Origin of the sequence: Streptomyces sp. NBC_01142, from assembly GCF_026341125.1 — a bacterium.
Classification (GTDB): Bacteria; Actinomycetota; Actinomycetes; order Streptomycetales; family Streptomycetaceae; genus Streptomyces.
The window spans coordinates 3,763,844-3,780,234 of the sequence record NZ_JAPEOR010000001.1 but is presented as its reverse complement, the minus strand read 5'-3'; the positions used below and the strand labels follow the sequence as shown (position 1 = coordinate 3,780,234).

General features: G+C 64.8%; 11 protein-coding genes and 1 pseudogene. 7 read left to right on the top strand and 5 right to left on the bottom strand.

Features of this window, described 5'->3' with window-relative positions:
* The first annotated feature begins 9 nt into the window (after positions 1-9).
* On the top strand, positions 10-1,158 hold the full coding sequence (locus OG883_RS16960) for a DUF475 domain-containing protein (protein WP_266540960.1): 1,149 nt from the start codon (positions 10-12) through the stop codon (positions 1,156-1,158).
* 430 nt (positions 1,159-1,588) lie between these two features.
* Here the strand turns inward: OG883_RS16960 and OG883_RS16955 are convergent.
* The 3 genes and pseudogenes from OG883_RS16955 to OG883_RS16945 all read right to left on the bottom strand — a co-directional run.
* Positions 1,589-1,690, bottom strand: a pseudogene (locus OG883_RS16955) (transcriptional regulator); the annotation flags it as partial.
* A gap of 125 nt (positions 1,691-1,815) precedes the next feature.
* Positions 1,816-2,115 carry a hypothetical protein gene (locus OG883_RS16950; RefSeq protein WP_266540957.1) on the bottom strand — a complete coding sequence of 100 codons (300 nt, stop codon included), beginning with the start codon at positions 2,113-2,115 and terminating at the stop codon, positions 1,816-1,818.
* Positions 2,116-2,511: 396 nt separating this feature from the next.
* On the bottom strand, positions 2,512-3,342 hold the full coding sequence (locus tag OG883_RS16945) for a class I SAM-dependent methyltransferase (protein WP_266540954.1): 831 nt from the start codon (positions 3,340-3,342) through the stop codon (positions 2,512-2,514).
* A 451-nt stretch (positions 3,343-3,793) separates the two neighbouring features.
* Here OG883_RS16945 and OG883_RS16940 point away from each other — a divergent pair, with 451 nt between their 5' ends.
* Complete coding sequence (locus OG883_RS16940; RefSeq protein WP_266540951.1) at positions 3,794-4,783, top strand: glycosyltransferase family 2 protein; 990 nt, start codon at positions 3,794-3,796, stop codon at positions 4,781-4,783.
* The gene (locus OG883_RS16935; RefSeq protein WP_266540949.1) at positions 4,780-5,184 is read left to right on the top strand and encodes a GtrA family protein; all 405 of its coding nucleotides are present in this window, start codon (positions 4,780-4,782) and stop codon (positions 5,182-5,184) included. Before OG883_RS16940 ends, OG883_RS16935 begins: the two co-directional genes overlap by 4 nt.
* Positions 5,185-5,378: 194 nt before the next feature.
* Here the strand turns inward: OG883_RS16935 and OG883_RS16930 are convergent, their stop codons facing one another.
* A complete protein-coding gene (locus tag OG883_RS16930; RefSeq protein ID WP_266540946.1) occupies positions 5,379-6,008 on the bottom strand; it encodes a peptidylprolyl isomerase in 630 nt (209 codons plus the stop codon).
* Between the two features lie 141 nt (positions 6,009-6,149).
* The gene (locus tag OG883_RS16925; RefSeq protein ID WP_266541637.1) at positions 6,150-7,523 is read right to left on the bottom strand and encodes a DUF2079 domain-containing protein; all 1,374 of its coding nucleotides are present in this window, start codon (positions 7,521-7,523) and stop codon (positions 6,150-6,152) included.
* Positions 7,524-9,377: 1,854 nt separating this feature from the next.
* Between OG883_RS16925 and kdpB the strand changes: the two genes are divergently transcribed.
* The 4 genes from kdpB to OG883_RS16905 all read left to right on the top strand — a co-directional run bounded on the left by kdpB (position 9,378) and on the right by OG883_RS16905 (position 16,384).
* On the top strand, positions 9,378-11,537 hold the full coding sequence (kdpB, locus tag OG883_RS16920) for a potassium-transporting ATPase subunit KdpB (RefSeq protein ID WP_266540943.1): 2,160 nt from the start codon (positions 9,378-9,380) through the stop codon (positions 11,535-11,537).
* Positions 11,538-11,860: 323 nt separating this feature from the next.
* On the top strand, positions 11,861-12,670 hold the full coding sequence (locus OG883_RS16915; protein WP_266540941.1) for an SDR family NAD(P)-dependent oxidoreductase: 810 nt from the start codon (positions 11,861-11,863) through the stop codon (positions 12,668-12,670).
* A gap of 168 nt (positions 12,671-12,838) precedes the next feature.
* Positions 12,839-13,624, top strand: a complete 786-nt coding sequence (locus tag OG883_RS16910) for a GNAT family N-acetyltransferase (protein WP_266540938.1) — start codon at positions 12,839-12,841, stop codon at positions 13,622-13,624.
* A 1,281-nt stretch (positions 13,625-14,905) separates the two neighbouring features.
* On the top strand, positions 14,906-16,384 hold the full coding sequence (locus OG883_RS16905) for a sugar transferase (RefSeq protein ID WP_266540935.1): 1,479 nt from the start codon (positions 14,906-14,908) through the stop codon (positions 16,382-16,384).
* Positions 16,385-16,391 lie beyond the last annotated feature (7 nt).

The following is a 16,391-nucleotide window of genomic DNA, read 5'->3' as shown; positions in this document are numbered from 1 at the left end:
GGGTAGCCAGTGCTTCTGAAAACGTTCGGCTGGTCGTTCGCGGTCACCGCGCTCGGCCTGGTCGCGGCGGTGTTATACGGGGGGTGGACCGGCTTCGGGATCGTGGCGATCCTGTCCATCCTCGAGATCCCGGTGTCCTTCGACAACGCCGTGGTCAACGCCGGGATCCTGAAGAAGATGAATGCCTTCTGGCAGAAGATCTTCCTCACCATCGGCGTCCTGATCGCGGTCTTCGGCATGCGCCTGGTCTTCCCGGTCGTGATCGTCGCCATCAGCGCCAAGATCGGTCCGATCGAAGCGGTACGGCTCGCACTCGACGACAAGGACAAGTACCAGCAGCTGGTGACCGACGCCCACCCGTCGATCGCCGCCTTCGGTGGCATGTTCCTGTTGATGATCTTCCTCGACTTCATCTTCGAGGACCGGGACATCAAGTGGCTCGGCTGGCTCGAGCGTCCGCTCGCCAAGCTCGGCAAGGTCGACATGCTCTCCGTCTGCACCGCCCTCATCGTGCTGCTCGTCTCCGCGATGACCTTCGCCACCAACGCCCACCAGCACGGCGGCATCCATGCGGACAAGGCGGAGACCGTCCTGATCGCCGGCATCGCGGGCTTGATCACCTACCTGATCGTCGGCGGCCTCTCCGGCTACTTCGAGAACAAGCTCGAGGAAGAGGAGGAGCGCGAGCACGAGGCCGAGGAAGAGGCCAAGAGGAGCGGCAAGAAGGTCCCGGCGGTCGTGATGGCCGGCAAGGCCGCGTTCTTCATGTTCCTCTACCTGGAGGTCCTGGACGCGTCCTTCTCCTTCGACGGCGTCATCGCCGCCTTCGCGATCACCAACGACATCGTCCTGATGTCGCTCGGCCTCGGCATCGGCGCGATGTACGTCCGCTCGCTCACGGTCTACCTGGTCCGCAAGGGCACCCTCGACGACTACGTCTACCTGGAGCACGGCGCGCACTACGCGATCGGCGCCCTCGCCGTAATCCTGCTCGTCACCATCCGGTACGAGATCCACGAGGTCATCACGGGCCTCGTCGGCGTCGTCCTGATCGCCTGGTCCTTCTTCTCCTCGGTCCAGCGCAACCGCAGGCTAGCGGCGGCCGAGGGAAAGGACACGGGGTCCAACGAGAAGGCTGAGGTCTCCTCCGGCGTCTGAGCCGGGCCGCCAGCGCGGGCCGCAGGGCCGCCGCCAGGCGGACGGTGTCCTCCGCGAAACCCAACCCGCCGAAGATCAGAGGCAGTTGGTGTTGATCGATGATCAAGGCCAGGTCGGCAAGGGTAACCGCCCCTGCTCGAGTGCGGACTCGAGGAATGCCTTGGCGGCGTTGGCTTAGCGCATTGCGGCGCCTTCGCTGATGCCGAACACGGCGGCCAGGTGGAGGGCATCCGGTCCGCGGGTGAGGGCCTCTTCGAGCTGGCGGTCCATCCGGATTTGGTTGAGCGTCACGCCGGTCTCGAGGAACTGATCGCTGAGCCAGTGGAAGCTGACGGGCCTCTCGTTCTACGCGGCGTGCTCGGAGATGATCAGGTGGGGGTTGATGGTGTGCGGCCACCGCCGGTGGCGATAGCGGAGGTACTGGGTGATAGACCATGAGCCGCTCCGCCACTTCTGTGCTCTTCAGCCCACTGGCCAAGCGGAGCCGGCGAAGCTCGGCGCCCAGGCGGCGTCTCTTGACGGTGGGCTTGATATTCGCCGCCCCGTGCGATGTGCCTACGGCTCCAAGTCAGCTTGCTCAAACGCAGGTTGCCATGGGCCACGGCTTGTTGATCGCCTGCCGTGCCCGGGTGTTCGTGGAGCAGCCGAAACGGAGTCTTACGTTGGCATTTGCCACAAAGTAAATGCGGTGCCCGAGCTGGGGGCAGTGCCGGTGGTCATGCTGAGGCCTTGTTGTGTGGTCCGGGTCAGGGCGTGCAGGTGTCGGCGGGCGTCGGATCCCTTGCCGAGGAGAAGTGCGGCGGGGGTGAAGTGCGGTGGGTCGATGCGGCGTTCGAGGGCGGGGAGGTAGCTCCAGCGCACGGCCGGGTGAGCGGAGTGGGCGTAGTGGAGATCGGCGTAGGGGAGCCAGATGGCGGCGGCGATCCACTCGAGGATACGGCTGCGGGGTACAGGCACAGGCAGCGTGCGGCTTCGACCCGGGGCGGGGTGCCGGTGCGGGGCTGGGGGTCCAACCATGTGTGTTCGCCGAGCAGGCTGAGCCCAGGCCAGTTGGACGTAGAGCAGCAGGCGCGGCACGAGTGCGCCGCAGGTCGCGACGGTCCAGCCTCCGGCAGGTACGGGCGGCGGCTGTCCGATGCCAGGCGCCGGGACGCAGGCGGTCAACTCGCGCCAACCTGCTGCTCGCCGAAGCCTTCGCCCATCACCCGCTCGCCTTCGGCCCGGTCACCCTGCGCCGAAAGCGGCACGTAAGAGACCTCCACCAAGCCGGCCTGCGCCCCGGCGCCACCTGCGGCCAGTTCGCCACCGCGCGCCGGTTGGGCGCTACCTCCAAACCCGGTCCTTCAGGGCCGGTCAAGTGGACGAAGCCTTCCGTGCCAGTAGCCGGTAGGCGTTACCACGGTTCACCGACCGAGCCGCCAATGTGATCAGCAGATCGAGGAATCCTGCCACGGCTAGTGACGGGACCTTGGCCACCATGGATGCCTTCCGAGCCGCCCGGTAACCCGTGCCGCGGTGCCGTAGCCAGGGAGCGTCGGGGTCGGGCATGAGAGCGTCCCAGAAACGCATGGTAGCCATCATGAGATCTGCTCCCGCCTGGTGTGCGACACCTCGTTCCTCGGCCACCGGGTCGAGTCCCCTGTTCCTTAGCGCCTCCTTCAGGTTGGCGATCGGGAACATGTGCAGATGCTGCGGTTGGCACCACGGATTCCAGCGCCGGCCCAGAACGCGACTCAGCGGCCACTCAGGGTCTGGAACCTCGATCAGGAGAAGCCCACCGGGAGGCAGCACTCGGGCTGCCGCGTCCAATTCCGCAAAAGGGGAGACAGTGTGCTCCAAGTAGTGGTGCATGCTCACCATGTCGTAGCGGCCGGACAGTTCGGTGGCCAATTCCGGAAACAGCCCACGATGAGAGTGGTGAATCCAACCTCGACGTACACCCTTCTCGACCCCGTCTCCAAAATCCAGGCCGTCGAAGACGGCATCAGGCCAATTCCGGCGGGCCGACCTGCAAAAGTGTCCGTGTCCCGCCCCCACGTCCAGCCACGCCTTGGGCGTACTGGGCGAGAGGTAACGGTCGACAAATGCAATCCGCCCCCTGTATGTGGCGGTTTGCAGCTTGAACATTCTCTCCCGAAGTTCCTCCTGGTAGCCGTCGTAGCAGTCCCGGTAGTAGAATTCCAACCCCTCTGGGGTAAGCCTCGGATTCTGAAACACGTGGCCACACCCTCCACACTTTTCGAGTGTGAATCTTCCCGGCTTCATCTGGACCACGTCTGGGCTCTGCAAGAGCACTGCCAGCGCGACCGAACCACACCATGGGCATTCGGTGCTCCTGGGCTCAAGAAAACGTTCCACTCCGCTATCGATTTCGGATTGGTAGCGCATTCGAGATGCTGCCATCTCACTGAGACGCTCCGCGAAGGTGATCTGAGTCTCTTGGGAAGCCATAGGGTCTCCAGGGGGATGAAGGTAGCCGCGACGTATCTGACGCTTTCAAACCGTCAAGGCCACGTTCTGCTACGGCAACTCGAAGACTCCGTTCAGACTAATCGCAATCGGCAGAGCCCAGTCCGGCCACTCTGAGGGAGTACGTACGGTGGTGCGCCACTTCTGGTCGTGTTCCACTGCGTACATGCAAGAGATCGGGATTTCGGTCGTCGTACCGTGCTACGACGAGGCTGAAGTGGTCGGAACTTTTCACGCCGCCTTGACTGCGGAGCTTGAGCTGATCGGTGAGCCCTATGAGATCTGCTACGTCGACGACGGCAGCCGTGACGGTACCGCCGAGAGGCTGAGGGAGCTGGCCGTCTCCGCACCGCAGGTTCGTTACACATCGTTCAGCCGGAACTTTGGGAAGGAGGCCGCGCTCCTCGCTGGCTTGCGCATGTCTCGGGGGACTGCGGTCATCCTCATGGATGCCGATCTGCAGCATCCCCCGAATCTCGTACACCGCATGGTGGAGCTGTATCGACGCGGCTACGATCAGGTGGTCGCACGTCGCGACCGTGTGGGTGAAGGCATCGTACGGACTGCGGTCAGCCGGGCTTACTACCGTCTCGTTCGCCGTTTTATGGATGTTGAAGTCATGGACGGGGCGGGCGACTTCCGTTTGCTGTCGCGGCGCGCGGTGGATGCCGTGCTGTCGCTCCAGGAGAGTAAGCGCTTCTCGAAAGGGCTCTTCTCGTGGGTCGGCTTTGAAACGGTGTCCTTCACCTACCACAACGTCTGCCGGGCGGCCGGGCGTTCAAAGTGGGGAAACCGGCGGCTCATCGACTATGGAATCGATGGGATTCTATCCTTTAACAGCCGCCCCTTGCGACTCGCGATCCATACGGGTATGTGGTTGTTGCTCTCAGCTCTCATCTATACAGCATGGATCGTCATCCGGGCGGTTGTGAACGGCGTCGAAACCCCCGGGTACGCTACACTCATGGCCGCTATCGTCGCGCTTAGTGGCATCCAGCTGGCCGTACTCGGGGTCATCGGGGAGTACGTGGGCCGCATCTACCACGAGGCGAAGCGTCGCCCACATTACGTGGTGCGTGAAACAAGTGAAACGGCTTCCCTGCAGCTTCGCCACACACTGCCCTTCACCAGCGCGACAGCACAGACAAAACAATGAAGCGTACTACCATTCGCCAGTTTACAGTCTTCGCCGGAATCGGCCTCGCCAACACCGCCGTCTACTTCGGCGTGTACGCTGTACTGGAACTCTCCATGCCTTATCTGGCCGCCCATATCCTGGCATATGTAGTGAGCCTCACTGGATCGTTCCTGCTCAACTCGTACGTCACGATGCGAAAGCGTCCCACTTGGCAGGCCTTCTTCCGCTTTCCCCTGTCCGGCGTGGCTAACCTCGCGGGAAGCAGCCTTCTGCTTTATCTCGCCGTGGGCCGCCTGCGCATGGACGAACGATCCTCGGCGCTCGTCGTCAGCGTGCTGGTAATGCCTGTGTCATTTGCGATCGCCCGCTGGGCCATCACCACTGGCAGCAAGCCAGACATTGCCCAGCCCAGCGCATAAGGCCGTGGGCCGAATTTACGCTGGTCAGATGCATGATGGGGGCAGCCTGCGAGGCGGGTGTCTTGCCGAACCTTGCTCGGGGTGCCACCTACCAGCGGCCGCATCCTGACCAACAGCGCATAGGTTGGAAACCACTCAGCAGCTTCGACGTAGGCACCTGGCCTTGAGTGCCGCATCACCGCTTGTCGCGATATTCATTCTTCTTGTACGTGCACCGATTCAATGACGACGGGTTTTTTGGGCATGCCGTCCGATGTTCCGTTCTGAGTCCCTGTTCTGCCAATCGCCTGCAGGACATCCAGCCCGCTGTTCACCCGGCCAAACCGGGTCCAGCTCGAGTGCATGGGAACCTGGGGGTCGTTGTAGCTCAAAAAGAACCTGCTTCCGTTTCGCCCTGGCTGAATCTTAGAGACGGCGATGCTGCCTGCCGGGTAGGTCGTGCCGGCGATATTCTGGTCCTTATAATAGTATCCTGGATCATCCTTTTCTGTGCCTACGGGATCCCCACACTCCAGGACGAAGATTCCGTGAGTGGTTACTCGATTGCACGAACTGTTGTCAAAGTATCCCTTGCGTGCAAGGTAGGCGAACGAGTAAGTGGCGCAGGGTGCACTCCCTGTTAGTGCATCAAATGTGACAGTTCCCATGTTGGTGACCAGTTTGACCGTGTAGGGCCGTGCGGCTTTTTTCGCATCGAATGAAGGGATCTCTCCGCCCTTGCTTCTGTCGCCGGGAAGGTAGGAACATGTCATTCCAGTTTCAGCTTGAGAATCCTCTCCAGTCAGAAGGATTGAGGCCACTGCCAGTACCGACGTACCGAGCAAGACTGCGAGCGTAGTTCTTGAAAGACGGACCAAACGCAATTTCATCCGGGGAACGTCGAGATCTGTTGTCTGTCGAACACTTTCTGGCACGTGGATCTCCTGTAGCAACTACTGGGCCATGATTGCCACCCGGGCATCAGATCATTTTGACCTAGAACTCGGGCCCCTGAGCTTTAGGAGAACGAACCCATTCTCCTCCGCGACGGTTCGGTATCCCCCAGTGAGGCGTGCCGTGGTGAGGAGATTCTGCTCCTGATCGACAGACAGCGGCCATCTTTCGCTTTGCTGAGTATCCACCAAAATCCACTGAGGATGGGGGCGACTTGTCCATCCAAAGACGCTAGCGCCTGTACGTCCGGCAATTTGAGGTACGAGTTTGTTGGTCGCCTGGACAGTGGCGCCGTCGGGGATTTGATCCATGAGGCGGTGCGCGACGAGGACCCGCGGGTCAGTTTTCCACATCGCAGGTTGGAACAACTGCCACAACGGAAACTGGGGAATCAGCAACAGAGTGAAGCCGACGCAACCAGCGACATACCTTCGGATGCTGTTCTTATTCGAGTTGCGGCGAGCCAGGCAATCGATGAATGCCGAGAATACAATGGGCATCAGAATCAGCGAATAGTGATAGCTGGTCCCCCAGTGTCCAGGATAGCTGGAAGCGAAGCGCCAAAGGAAAGTCGGCAGCGCAATCAACATGAGTGGAGACCGCAGGCATAGAAACAGGACAGGCGCCAACACGAGAACGAGCGATGTCACCTTCACTTCCGGGGTAATGACACCGATCGTGAAATGGTGGATCAGATTGCCCACTCCCCCCGGTCCGCCACCTCCCTCTTCTTGCAGCCACTTCAAACGACCGAAGCCCCCTGCAGTACTGAGGAGAGGCAGGACAACCAACATTTCCACCAAGGATGAGCCAAATCCAATCACGGAAACAGAAAATCCGAGACGGCGGTCACCCCGCCATGCAATGAGGATCCCAATAACGGCCACCGTCAGGCCCAGGTCTTCCTTGACCAACACCAATGGCAGCGCCCAAATAGCGGCGGCCCGAAGTCGCCCGTTCCCGAGCGCAGCCGCAGAGGAGGCAATCAGCGGTACCGCAAAGGCCACTTCATGAAAGTCAAAACCGATCGCGCTGGCAATACCCCAAGAAGTTCCATAGCAGAATCCGATAGCGACGGCAGGACCGGAGCCTAGGGACCTACGCGCCCAGAGCATCAGCGGTAGGGAACTTGCGGCAATCAGCGCGGCCTGGGCAATGAGCAGAACAGCGGGTGACCGCCACAGCCAATAGAGGGGTGCGAGAACAGCCAAAATGGGAGAGAAGTGATCCCCCAAAGCAGGAAAATCAGGTCCATTGATCTCGGCAATTGGCAGGTGTCCAGACGCGTACGAGCGAACAACCTGTTCAAAGATGGAAAGGTCAAATGCAGTGGTGTCGAGGCGGGCATGGAGGCGTAGAGAAAGGGTTGTGTAGACGAAGAATAGGCCACCAGACAAAGTCCACATCCACCACACGAGCCCGGGCTGGCTATCATCGTTTGGACTGCCCGTCGCGCTCCTTGCCTCAGACGGATTGCTTTGCGGCCACCTGAGACTGAGTACGGATAGCGGCGCCATGGCATGCCTTTCCGTGTAGCGGTGAGGCCATCAACATGCCAGCTGGTTCCGTGGCTCACGTCCTGATGGCATCGAATGTCCTCGAATTTCGCCTCAATGGCGCACAGCACACGGTGCAGACCTCCAGTGACACCTCTAGTGCCCCGACTGTGCCCGGCGAACTGTCATATTGAGCCGTTTCCAACCCGGGAGAGAAATTGTTCAGTTGCCGCGGAGATGGGGTCCGAGGGCCCACTGAGGTGTTCTCAGGGTTCATGATCGCCAGGCGTTGTTGCGGGCGAGGGAGGACTGGGTGGTGGCTCTGACTCGGTTGAGGCTGAGGGTAACGTGCTCCTGGTCCAGGAACGGTTGTAATTCACCATCAACGAGGCGTTCCCCTTCAACCCCGGCTTCGGCGGAGCAACCTGTCAGGCCGGCGGTGCTCCACCACCGAACTCAACACCCGCAGTCAGGGACACGCCGAACTGATCCGTGGACCCGGAGGTGTAGGACCAGCTAGCCGTTTGCGTGCAAAGTGACGGGGTGCAGTTGAAGGCCCCGCTGTCGTCACCGCTTTGCTTCACGCCCTCGAAGACCTTGAAATCCCCGTTGCGGTCGACGGCCGGCACGGTGCGCAGTTCCCCGCCATTTGGCTATCTGCCTACGGTTTCTCTTGTCCGTCTTGGTGCGCTCCTTCCGCTTCTTCTGGTCAGCGATCTTGCAGGCCTTCCAGTCCCGCCAGAGTGATTCCGTGAGTTCGGCCCCGGCCAGGGAAGGTTCGGGGCCCGCGACCGCGGCCGGGACGACTGTCACGGCGACCACGCACGCCACGGCGGAGGCAAGGACGATCCGACCCCTACTTTTCGTTCTGCTGTGCCTGGCATTCGTGCTCATGTCGACTTCCTTTGACTGGAGGGACGCGAACTCAGGTTCTCTCGACTGGGCGACCGCCTGGGTGTGCGTCACTTGCACCCGAGGTCCGGACTCCGAGGAGGTGTTCGCCCGGTACGGGGCCGATCCGGACCGGGCACGCCTCCTCGACGCGGATGCGGCATCGAACCTGCCCTCGGGCGACTCCGGCGACGGGGCGGATTCGCTGCTGCGGTCCGTAGCAGGCGCAGCCGGGCCGGCAGCGTCTCCCAGCGGCGCTGCAGCCGGGCCTTGAGGGTGGCGATGCGGGGGCGGCCCGGCCGCTGCCTCCCTTATGGCCGCGGGCCGGGACGCCCCTCATGTCGAACGACCGGAATGTGGCGCGTTTCGGCTTCAGCCCGAGCCCCCGCTTCCGGACAGCGCGCGGTACCGGCGGTGATGGTCACGCGCCCTCCAAGCTCACACCACGGACGGTCGTCCGTTTCCCCCGTGCCGGTCAGTCTCAGCCGGTTCCGGTGGCCGAATGGCATTGCTTGATGGCCCCCTGACGCCCTTTCGGTACTTCTTGACAAGTACTTGACACCTGCAGTCATGGACTGTCAGAGGGCCGTAAATTCCCTAGGAAATAGGCGAGTTGATGGCCGCGCGGAACCTAGATTTCCTGTTGCCGTTCAAGGTCGTGGACGTCAGTGGCATGACAGCACCCCGGGTTCATCCCCGGTCGCGCCTTCGGCGGCGGGCACGCGGGGGCGTCTACCCGCGCCGCATCCGCACGCAGCCTTGCCGGAGCCGGGGCCCCGGCTCCGGCTCCGGCAAGGCCCAGTGCTTCTCATCCTTGTCCGCTTCCCGGTCTCCGCTCTGCGGGTGTCCGGTCCCATCAGAAGGTCTTCCACGATGCTTCCCGCTGCCCCTCAGCAGGCCCCGACGGCTCCGAGGGGCCGGACTCCAGGGAGTGGGCCGAATCCTCGGCCGCCCCACCGGCGCACCCGGCCGGGTGGCCTCTTCGATCCCGTACAGCTGGTGAAGTCCTTTCCGGAGGCGCTGCGCAAGCTGCATCCGCGGGCCCTGGTGAAGAACCCCGTGCTGTTTGTCGTCGCCGCGGGATCGGTGCTCACCACGCTGTCCGCGCTGTTCCACCCGTCCGTGTTCACGTGGGTGATCAGTGTCTGGCTCTGGCTGACGGTGATCTTCGCCAATCTCGCGGAGGCAGTGGCGGAGGGCCGGGGCAAGGCACAGGCCGAGTCGCTGCGCAAGGCGCGCACGGACACCGTCGCACTGCGGCTGCGCCACTGGCAGTACGGGACGAATCTGGCCCGTGCCGAGACCGAGGCCGTCGCCGCGACCGACCTTCATCTCTTCGACTTCGTCCTGGTCGAGGCGGGCGAGCTGATCCCGGCCGACGGTGATGTCGTCGACGGCATCGCGGCGGTCGACGAGTCCGCCATCACCGGTGAATCGGCCCCCGTCATCCGGGAGTCGGGCGGCGACCGCAGCGGAGTCACGGGCGGTACGACGGTGCTCTCCGACCGGATCGTCGTACGCGTCACCTCGCGCCCCGGCCACTCCTTCATCGACCGGATGATCGCCCTCGTCGAAGGCGCGCGGCGGCAGAAGACCCCGAACGAGATCGCCCTCAACATCCTGTTGGCCGCGCTGACCATCGTCTTCGTCCTGGTGGTCGTGGCGCTCCAGCCGATGGCCGCGTACGCCAATGCCGCCCAGTCGACGACCGTGCTCGTCGCCCTCCTGGTAACCCTGATCCCCACCACCATCGGCGCGCTTCTCTCGGCGATCGGCATTGCCGGCATGGACCGGCTCGTCCAGCGCAATGTGCTCGCGATGTCCGGCCGCGCGGTCGAGGCCGCGGGCGACGTCAACACCCTCCTCCTCGACAAGACCGGCACCATCACCCTCGGCAACCGCGAGGCTGCCGGCTTCGTCCCGCTGCCCGGTGTCGACGAGCTGATCCTCGCGGACGCCGCTCAGCTCTCCTCACTCGCCGACCAGACACCGGAGGGCCGCTCCGTCGTCGTCCTGGCGAAGGAGAAATACGGGCTGCGGGCTCCGGCCGAGGGGGAGCTCAGCAACGCCCTGTTCGTGGAGTTCAGCGCCCAGACCCGGATGAGCGGGATCGATCTGCGCTGGGACAACGGAGCGGCCTGCTTCATCCGCAAGGGCGCGGCTGCCCAGGTGATCAACTGGGTGGAGTTGCGCGGCGGAGTCGTCCCGCCCCAGGCCGGCATGTGGGCCGACTCGATCGCCGCGAGCGGTGGTACGCCACTGCTGGTCGCCGTCCACGACTGGGACGGTCCTCGGATGCTCGGCATCATCCATCTCAAGGATGTCGTCAAGGACGGCATCCGCGAACGGTTCGCGGAGCTGCGGAGGATGGGCATCCGTACGGTGATGATCACCGGCGACAACCCGCTGACCGCGCGTGCCATCGCGCAGGAGGCCGGTGTCGACGACTTCCTCGCCGAGGCCACCCCCGAGGACAAACTGGCGCTGATCAAGCAGGAGCAGGAGGGCGGCAAGCTCGTCGCGATGACCGGTGACGGCACCAACGACGCGCCCGCGCTGGCGCAGGCGGACGTCGGCGTGGCCATGAACACCGGTACCTCGGCCGCCAAGGAGGCCGGGAACATGGTGGACCTGGACTCCAACCCCACCAAGCTGATCGACATCGTGGAGATCGGCAAGCAACTCCTCATCACCCGAGGCGCGTTGACCACCTTCTCGATCACCAACGACGTCGCGAAGTACTTCGCGATCATCCCCGCGATGTTCACCGGCGCCTATCCGGGCCTCGAAGCACTGAACATCATGGGCCTGCACAGCCCGACCTCCGCGATCACCTCCGCGATCATCTTCAACGCCCTGATCATCGTCACGCTGATACCGCTCGCCCTGCGCGGAGTGCGCTACACCCCGGCATCTGCGCACGACCTGCTGCGCCGCAACCTCGCCGTCTACGGCCTGGGCGGCCTCGTCCTGCCGTTCCTGGGCATCAAGCTGATCGACCTGCTCGTCTCGACGATTCCAGGTCTGGGCTGAGACGTCAGAGCCCCGTCAAAGACCGTCCGCGGCCCTTGAGTCCATGCCTGCAGGCCAGTTGGATGGACGATGTGAACAGCAGCCTGCGCCATGACGACCGGCCACCGAGTACGGTGCCGCCGGCCCTGCGCGCAGCTCACCTGCCGGTGCGGTGACGCACTCGCCTGCCGCCGTCTGACGGCGGCCGTTTTCTCACGCGTACGCCCCGCTCGCTGACGAGCCGTACGTACGCACTCACCACCCCTTCGCACGGCAGATGTCCCAGCGTCCCCCTGTCCGGGGATTCCGGGGCTGCTCGCCGCGCCCGTTTCCAGGAATTGATCATGCCTTCTGCATCCCTGTCCGGACGGACCGTTCTGGTCACCGGAGCCACCTCAGGCATCGGCTGGGAGACCGCGCGGCAACTCGCCGAGCGCGGCGCCACCGTCCTCGTCCACGGCCGCACCGCCGAGGAGGCGCAGGCCGCGACCGACAAGCTCATCGCCACCGCCGGGATCGACGCGCCCCTCCTGTGCGCATTTGCCGCCGACTTCACCCGCCTGGAGGAGGTCGAGCACCTCGCCCACCGGATCGTCGAGGAGCACCCGCACCTCGACGTACTGGTCAACAACGCGGGCATGGCCGCTCCCGAGCGGCACACCGTCACCGCGGACGGCAACGAGATCGCCTTCCAGGTCAACTTCCTCGCCCACTACCTGCTCACGGGCCTGCTGGAGCCCGCCCTCACCAGCGAGCCCGGCGGCCGCGTCGTGAGCGTCTCCTCCTCGCTGCACCGCACCGCCTCCATCCAGTGGAACGACCCCAACCGAGCCCGCAGCTACTCCCGGCTCGCCGCCTACGCACAGGCACAGCTGGCGCTCACCGTCTTCGCCGCCGACCCGCGCGTCACCGCCGTCTCCGTCCACCCCGGCATCTGCGAGACCGCCCTGCTCCCGCTCTACGCCCACCACGGCGCCACCCCGGCCGAGGGCGCCGCCCACGTGGTACGGCTGTGCGACCCGGCCACCGAAATCGTCAACGGCGCCTACTACGACCGCGACAAGCGCGTCGACCCGGCCCCGTCCGCCACTGAGCCGCGCACCGTCAAGCGCCTCAACAAGCTCGCTTCCCTGCTCGTCCGCCAGAACACCTGAAGGAAACAGGCATGTCCCTGCGCGCACGCAAGAAGAAGGCCCGCCGCAAGAAGAAGGCCAACCACGGCCGCAAGGCAGGCCGGCGCTGACTCCTTTGCCTTCCTTATCGCCGCGGGGGCGGCCCCCGTCAGGGCCGCCCCCGCACCCGATTCAGGTGGTGTCCTGCCCGTGATCCAGCTTCTGCCGCCCCATCTCCCCGCCCTCACCCGCTGGTTTCCCGCCGGGGCAACCGGCCCCGCGGCGCTGGCCGAACACGTCCTGACCACCGGAACCGGACACTGGTGGGCGGACCGCGCCGTCCAGCCACAGGCTGTCGCCGTGGCCTGCGGGGACCATGCACTGCTGCGCGGCGATCCGCGCGCCCTGTCCCCGGAATCCCTGTCCCCGCTTTCCGGCAGTTACATCGAGGCACCCTCCCGCTTCCTGCCCGTCCTCGGTGCCGCCTTCGACCGGATCGACCCGTGGGAGCGCATGGTCTACGTGCACCGCGCACCCGCGCCCGCACCCCGCCCGCCGCGGGGCGTGACGGTGCGTCGACTGCATCCGGAGGACACCCCGGCGCTGGCCGCCCTCGGCTCGGACACGGCCTGGATTCACGGCAGCTGGGGCGGTCCTGCCGGCCTCGCCGCCTCCGGGCTCGGCTGGGCCGCCTTCCACAAGGGCACGGCCCTCGCCGTGGCCTGCACGTACTTCCTCGGCAGCGCGTACGAGGACATCGCCTGCACCACCGCCCCGGACCATCGCCGCCGACACCTGGCCCTGTCCTGCGTCACCGCTCTCTGCGTGGACATCGCCTCCCGCGGCCGAACCGCGAGCTGGTCCTGCTCGCGCCACAACCGTCCCAGCCGCCTGCTGGCCTGGACGGCGGGCTTCCGGCTGGAGCGCGAGTACGTCCACTACCGCACCGGGAATCCCGCAGCCCGGAGCCTGCCGGGCGGCAGAATCCCGGCATGAGCTCCGAGCCCGTGGTACGCGAACTGAATTTCGACGACGAGTCGTTCACGATCCACTGCACGGTGGTCCCGCCGCTGCCGACCGCTGAAACACGCCGAGATCACGCTCAGCGGCATCTCCCAACAGGGCTCACTGGGAGAATCTGGCGAGATTGCCACGGCACTGGGGAGTGCGTGGGGAGAATCGGCTGTGCAACACGGCATGACGCTGAAAGGCTATGAAAGACGCTCCACCGCAGGTCAGGAGCCGAAGAATGCACGTTTCCGCAGGTCGGGGTCGTTCGGGAGATGGAATCAAAAAGGGTGCCTCTCGCAGCAGGTTCACAACCTGCTGCGAGAGGCACCCTTCCATGACTGACGACTCGTCAGGCATCGCTGACGGCGTGCGTCAACGTGCATCACGAGCGTCAAGATATCGCCCGTAACGCACACAGCGCACACAGCGCACATAATGCACACTGCCCTGACCGGCAGGTCAGGGGCCCTTTGTAATGGGTTCAAGGATCGCGACGCGCTCCACGTGATACGTCATCGGAAAGATGTGCAACTGATCCCCGCGGGATAAACCCCCAGTTCATTCATGCCCTGTTTAGCGTCACAAATATTGATCAAGCTTGCCCCGCACTTCGAGCACCGGCCGTTCTTGACGCGACCCCTCCATCAGCGCCTGGGCCGCCATCGCGGCCCACACCCGGACCTTGAGGCGGTTGCGCGCCCTTGAACATGTCGCCGAACACCGACACGCTCAAGTCGTGCGCCTCTGGAGCGCGCGATGACGTCACGGCACCGGTCGGTGGGTCCAGCCTCAAAGCTTGAGCACAAGTTACACACATCCCCTCTACATACAGGCCCCGTTGGTCTAGATTGACCGTGCTTCAACTGCTCGGGGGGCACGAGGCGACCAATAATGATCTTTAAGTCCGGCACTACGGAAAGCCAGCAGTCGCGTCCCCGGTGCCAGACGTGGGGGTGATCAATTCTTGGAGCCCGAGAGAGGGGGCTTCGGGTGTGGGGAGCACCCGAGGTTTCTACGGGTTCCCGCGCACCTCGAGAGTCTGGCAGGACATGCGAGTCCGCTGCCGCCAGGGCGGGTTGTTCAAGTAGCGCTGAAGTAGCCGGGATGTCATGCGCGGGAGGCGGGGGCCTACCGCAAGGAGGAACAGCGCGGCGCGGGGGGCGATGGGCCTCCCGAGGGGCGGAAGCGTGCGGGGGGCGGGGGCCTCCCGGGGGGAGGAACAGTGTTAGGCGAACACGTCGAACCACTGGGGACCGGGGGGGTTCTGTGCGGCAGGGGGGATTAGTCGGCCCTATTCCGTCGGCGCGCGGGCGTCTGGGGAATGGGGCAATCAGCCAGCCCGTGAACGACTGGGAGCAGCGGTACCGCCGTACCGTGATCACCAGCGATACCGTGGTCACCGCCTTGGTGGTGGCGGCGATCGGCAACTTCTTCGGGGCCCGGGACGCGGCCAACTGGCATGAGAAGTGGGGAATTCTCGCATTCGGCACTGAGCTGCTGGTGCTGGGAGCGCTTGCGGTGAGCCGGTCGTGGGCTCCGGCCGTGCTCGGCCAGGGCGCCGAGGAATTCCGCCGGCTCGGACGCTCACTGTTCACGGCGACCGTCGTACTGGCGCTCGGCGGGATCGCCCTCACCTCGCGCAACATCAAGCTCTGGATCTTCGTCGCGATCCCCGCGATCGCGCTCGTCACCATGACCGCGCGGTATCTGCTCCGCCTCGGGCTGCACAAACAGCGGAACGAAGGACAGTGCCTGAGACCGGTGCTCGCTGCCGGGAGCCCGGCCACCTTGCGCGACCTGATCACCCGAACCCGCAAGTTCCCGCACCTCGGCTGGCGGGTGGATGCGGTGTGCACGACGGACGGTCTCGGGCTCGACGGTGACCAACTGGACGGAGTGCCGGTCGTCGGCCGACTGACGGACGTCGCGGGCCACGTGCGCCGCGACGGCTACCGTGTCGTCGCGGTCACGCCGGACGCGCACTGGTCACCGGAGCGGCTGCAGCGGCTGGCCTGGAATCTCGAAGGCAGCGATGCCGAGATGGTCGTGGCCCCCGTGCTGATGGAGGTGGCCGGCCCGCGGCTGCACGTCGATGCGGTGCTCGGGATCCCGATGCTGCGGGTCAGTATGCCGACCTTCACCGGGGGTCGCCGGGCGATCAAAGAGGTCGTCGATCGGATGGGCGCGGCGATCCTGCTGATGCTGTTCGCGCCGCTGATGGTGCTCGTCGGGCTGCTCGTGCTGGTGGACAGTCGGGGTGGGGCGTTCTACCGCCAGCGCAGAGTCGGCAAGGACTGCCGCGAGTTCACCATTCTCAAGTTCCGCACCATGGTCGCCGGGGCTGACGGGGCACGTGCCGCGCTGGCCGACCGCAACGAGGGCGCCGGCCTGCTGTTCAAGCTCCGCCGGGATCCGCGGGTGACCCGGGTGGGAGCAGTGCTGCGCCGGTACTCGATCGACGAACTCCCGCAGCTCTTCAACGTACTCACCGGATCGATGTCGCTCGTCGGCCCGCGGCCTCCGCTGCCGGAGGAGTCCGCTGCGTACGGCCCGGACATCCTGCGGCGGCTGCTGGTCAAGCCCGGGCTCACCGGCCTGTGGCAGATCAGCGGACGCAGCGACCTGTCGTGGGAGGAGGCAGTCCGGCTCGACCTGCGGTACGTGGAGGACTGGTCGCTCGCCCTGGACACAGTGATCTTGTGGAAGACGCTGCGTGCGGTGCTCCATGGGCAGGGGGCCTATTGATGCGCGG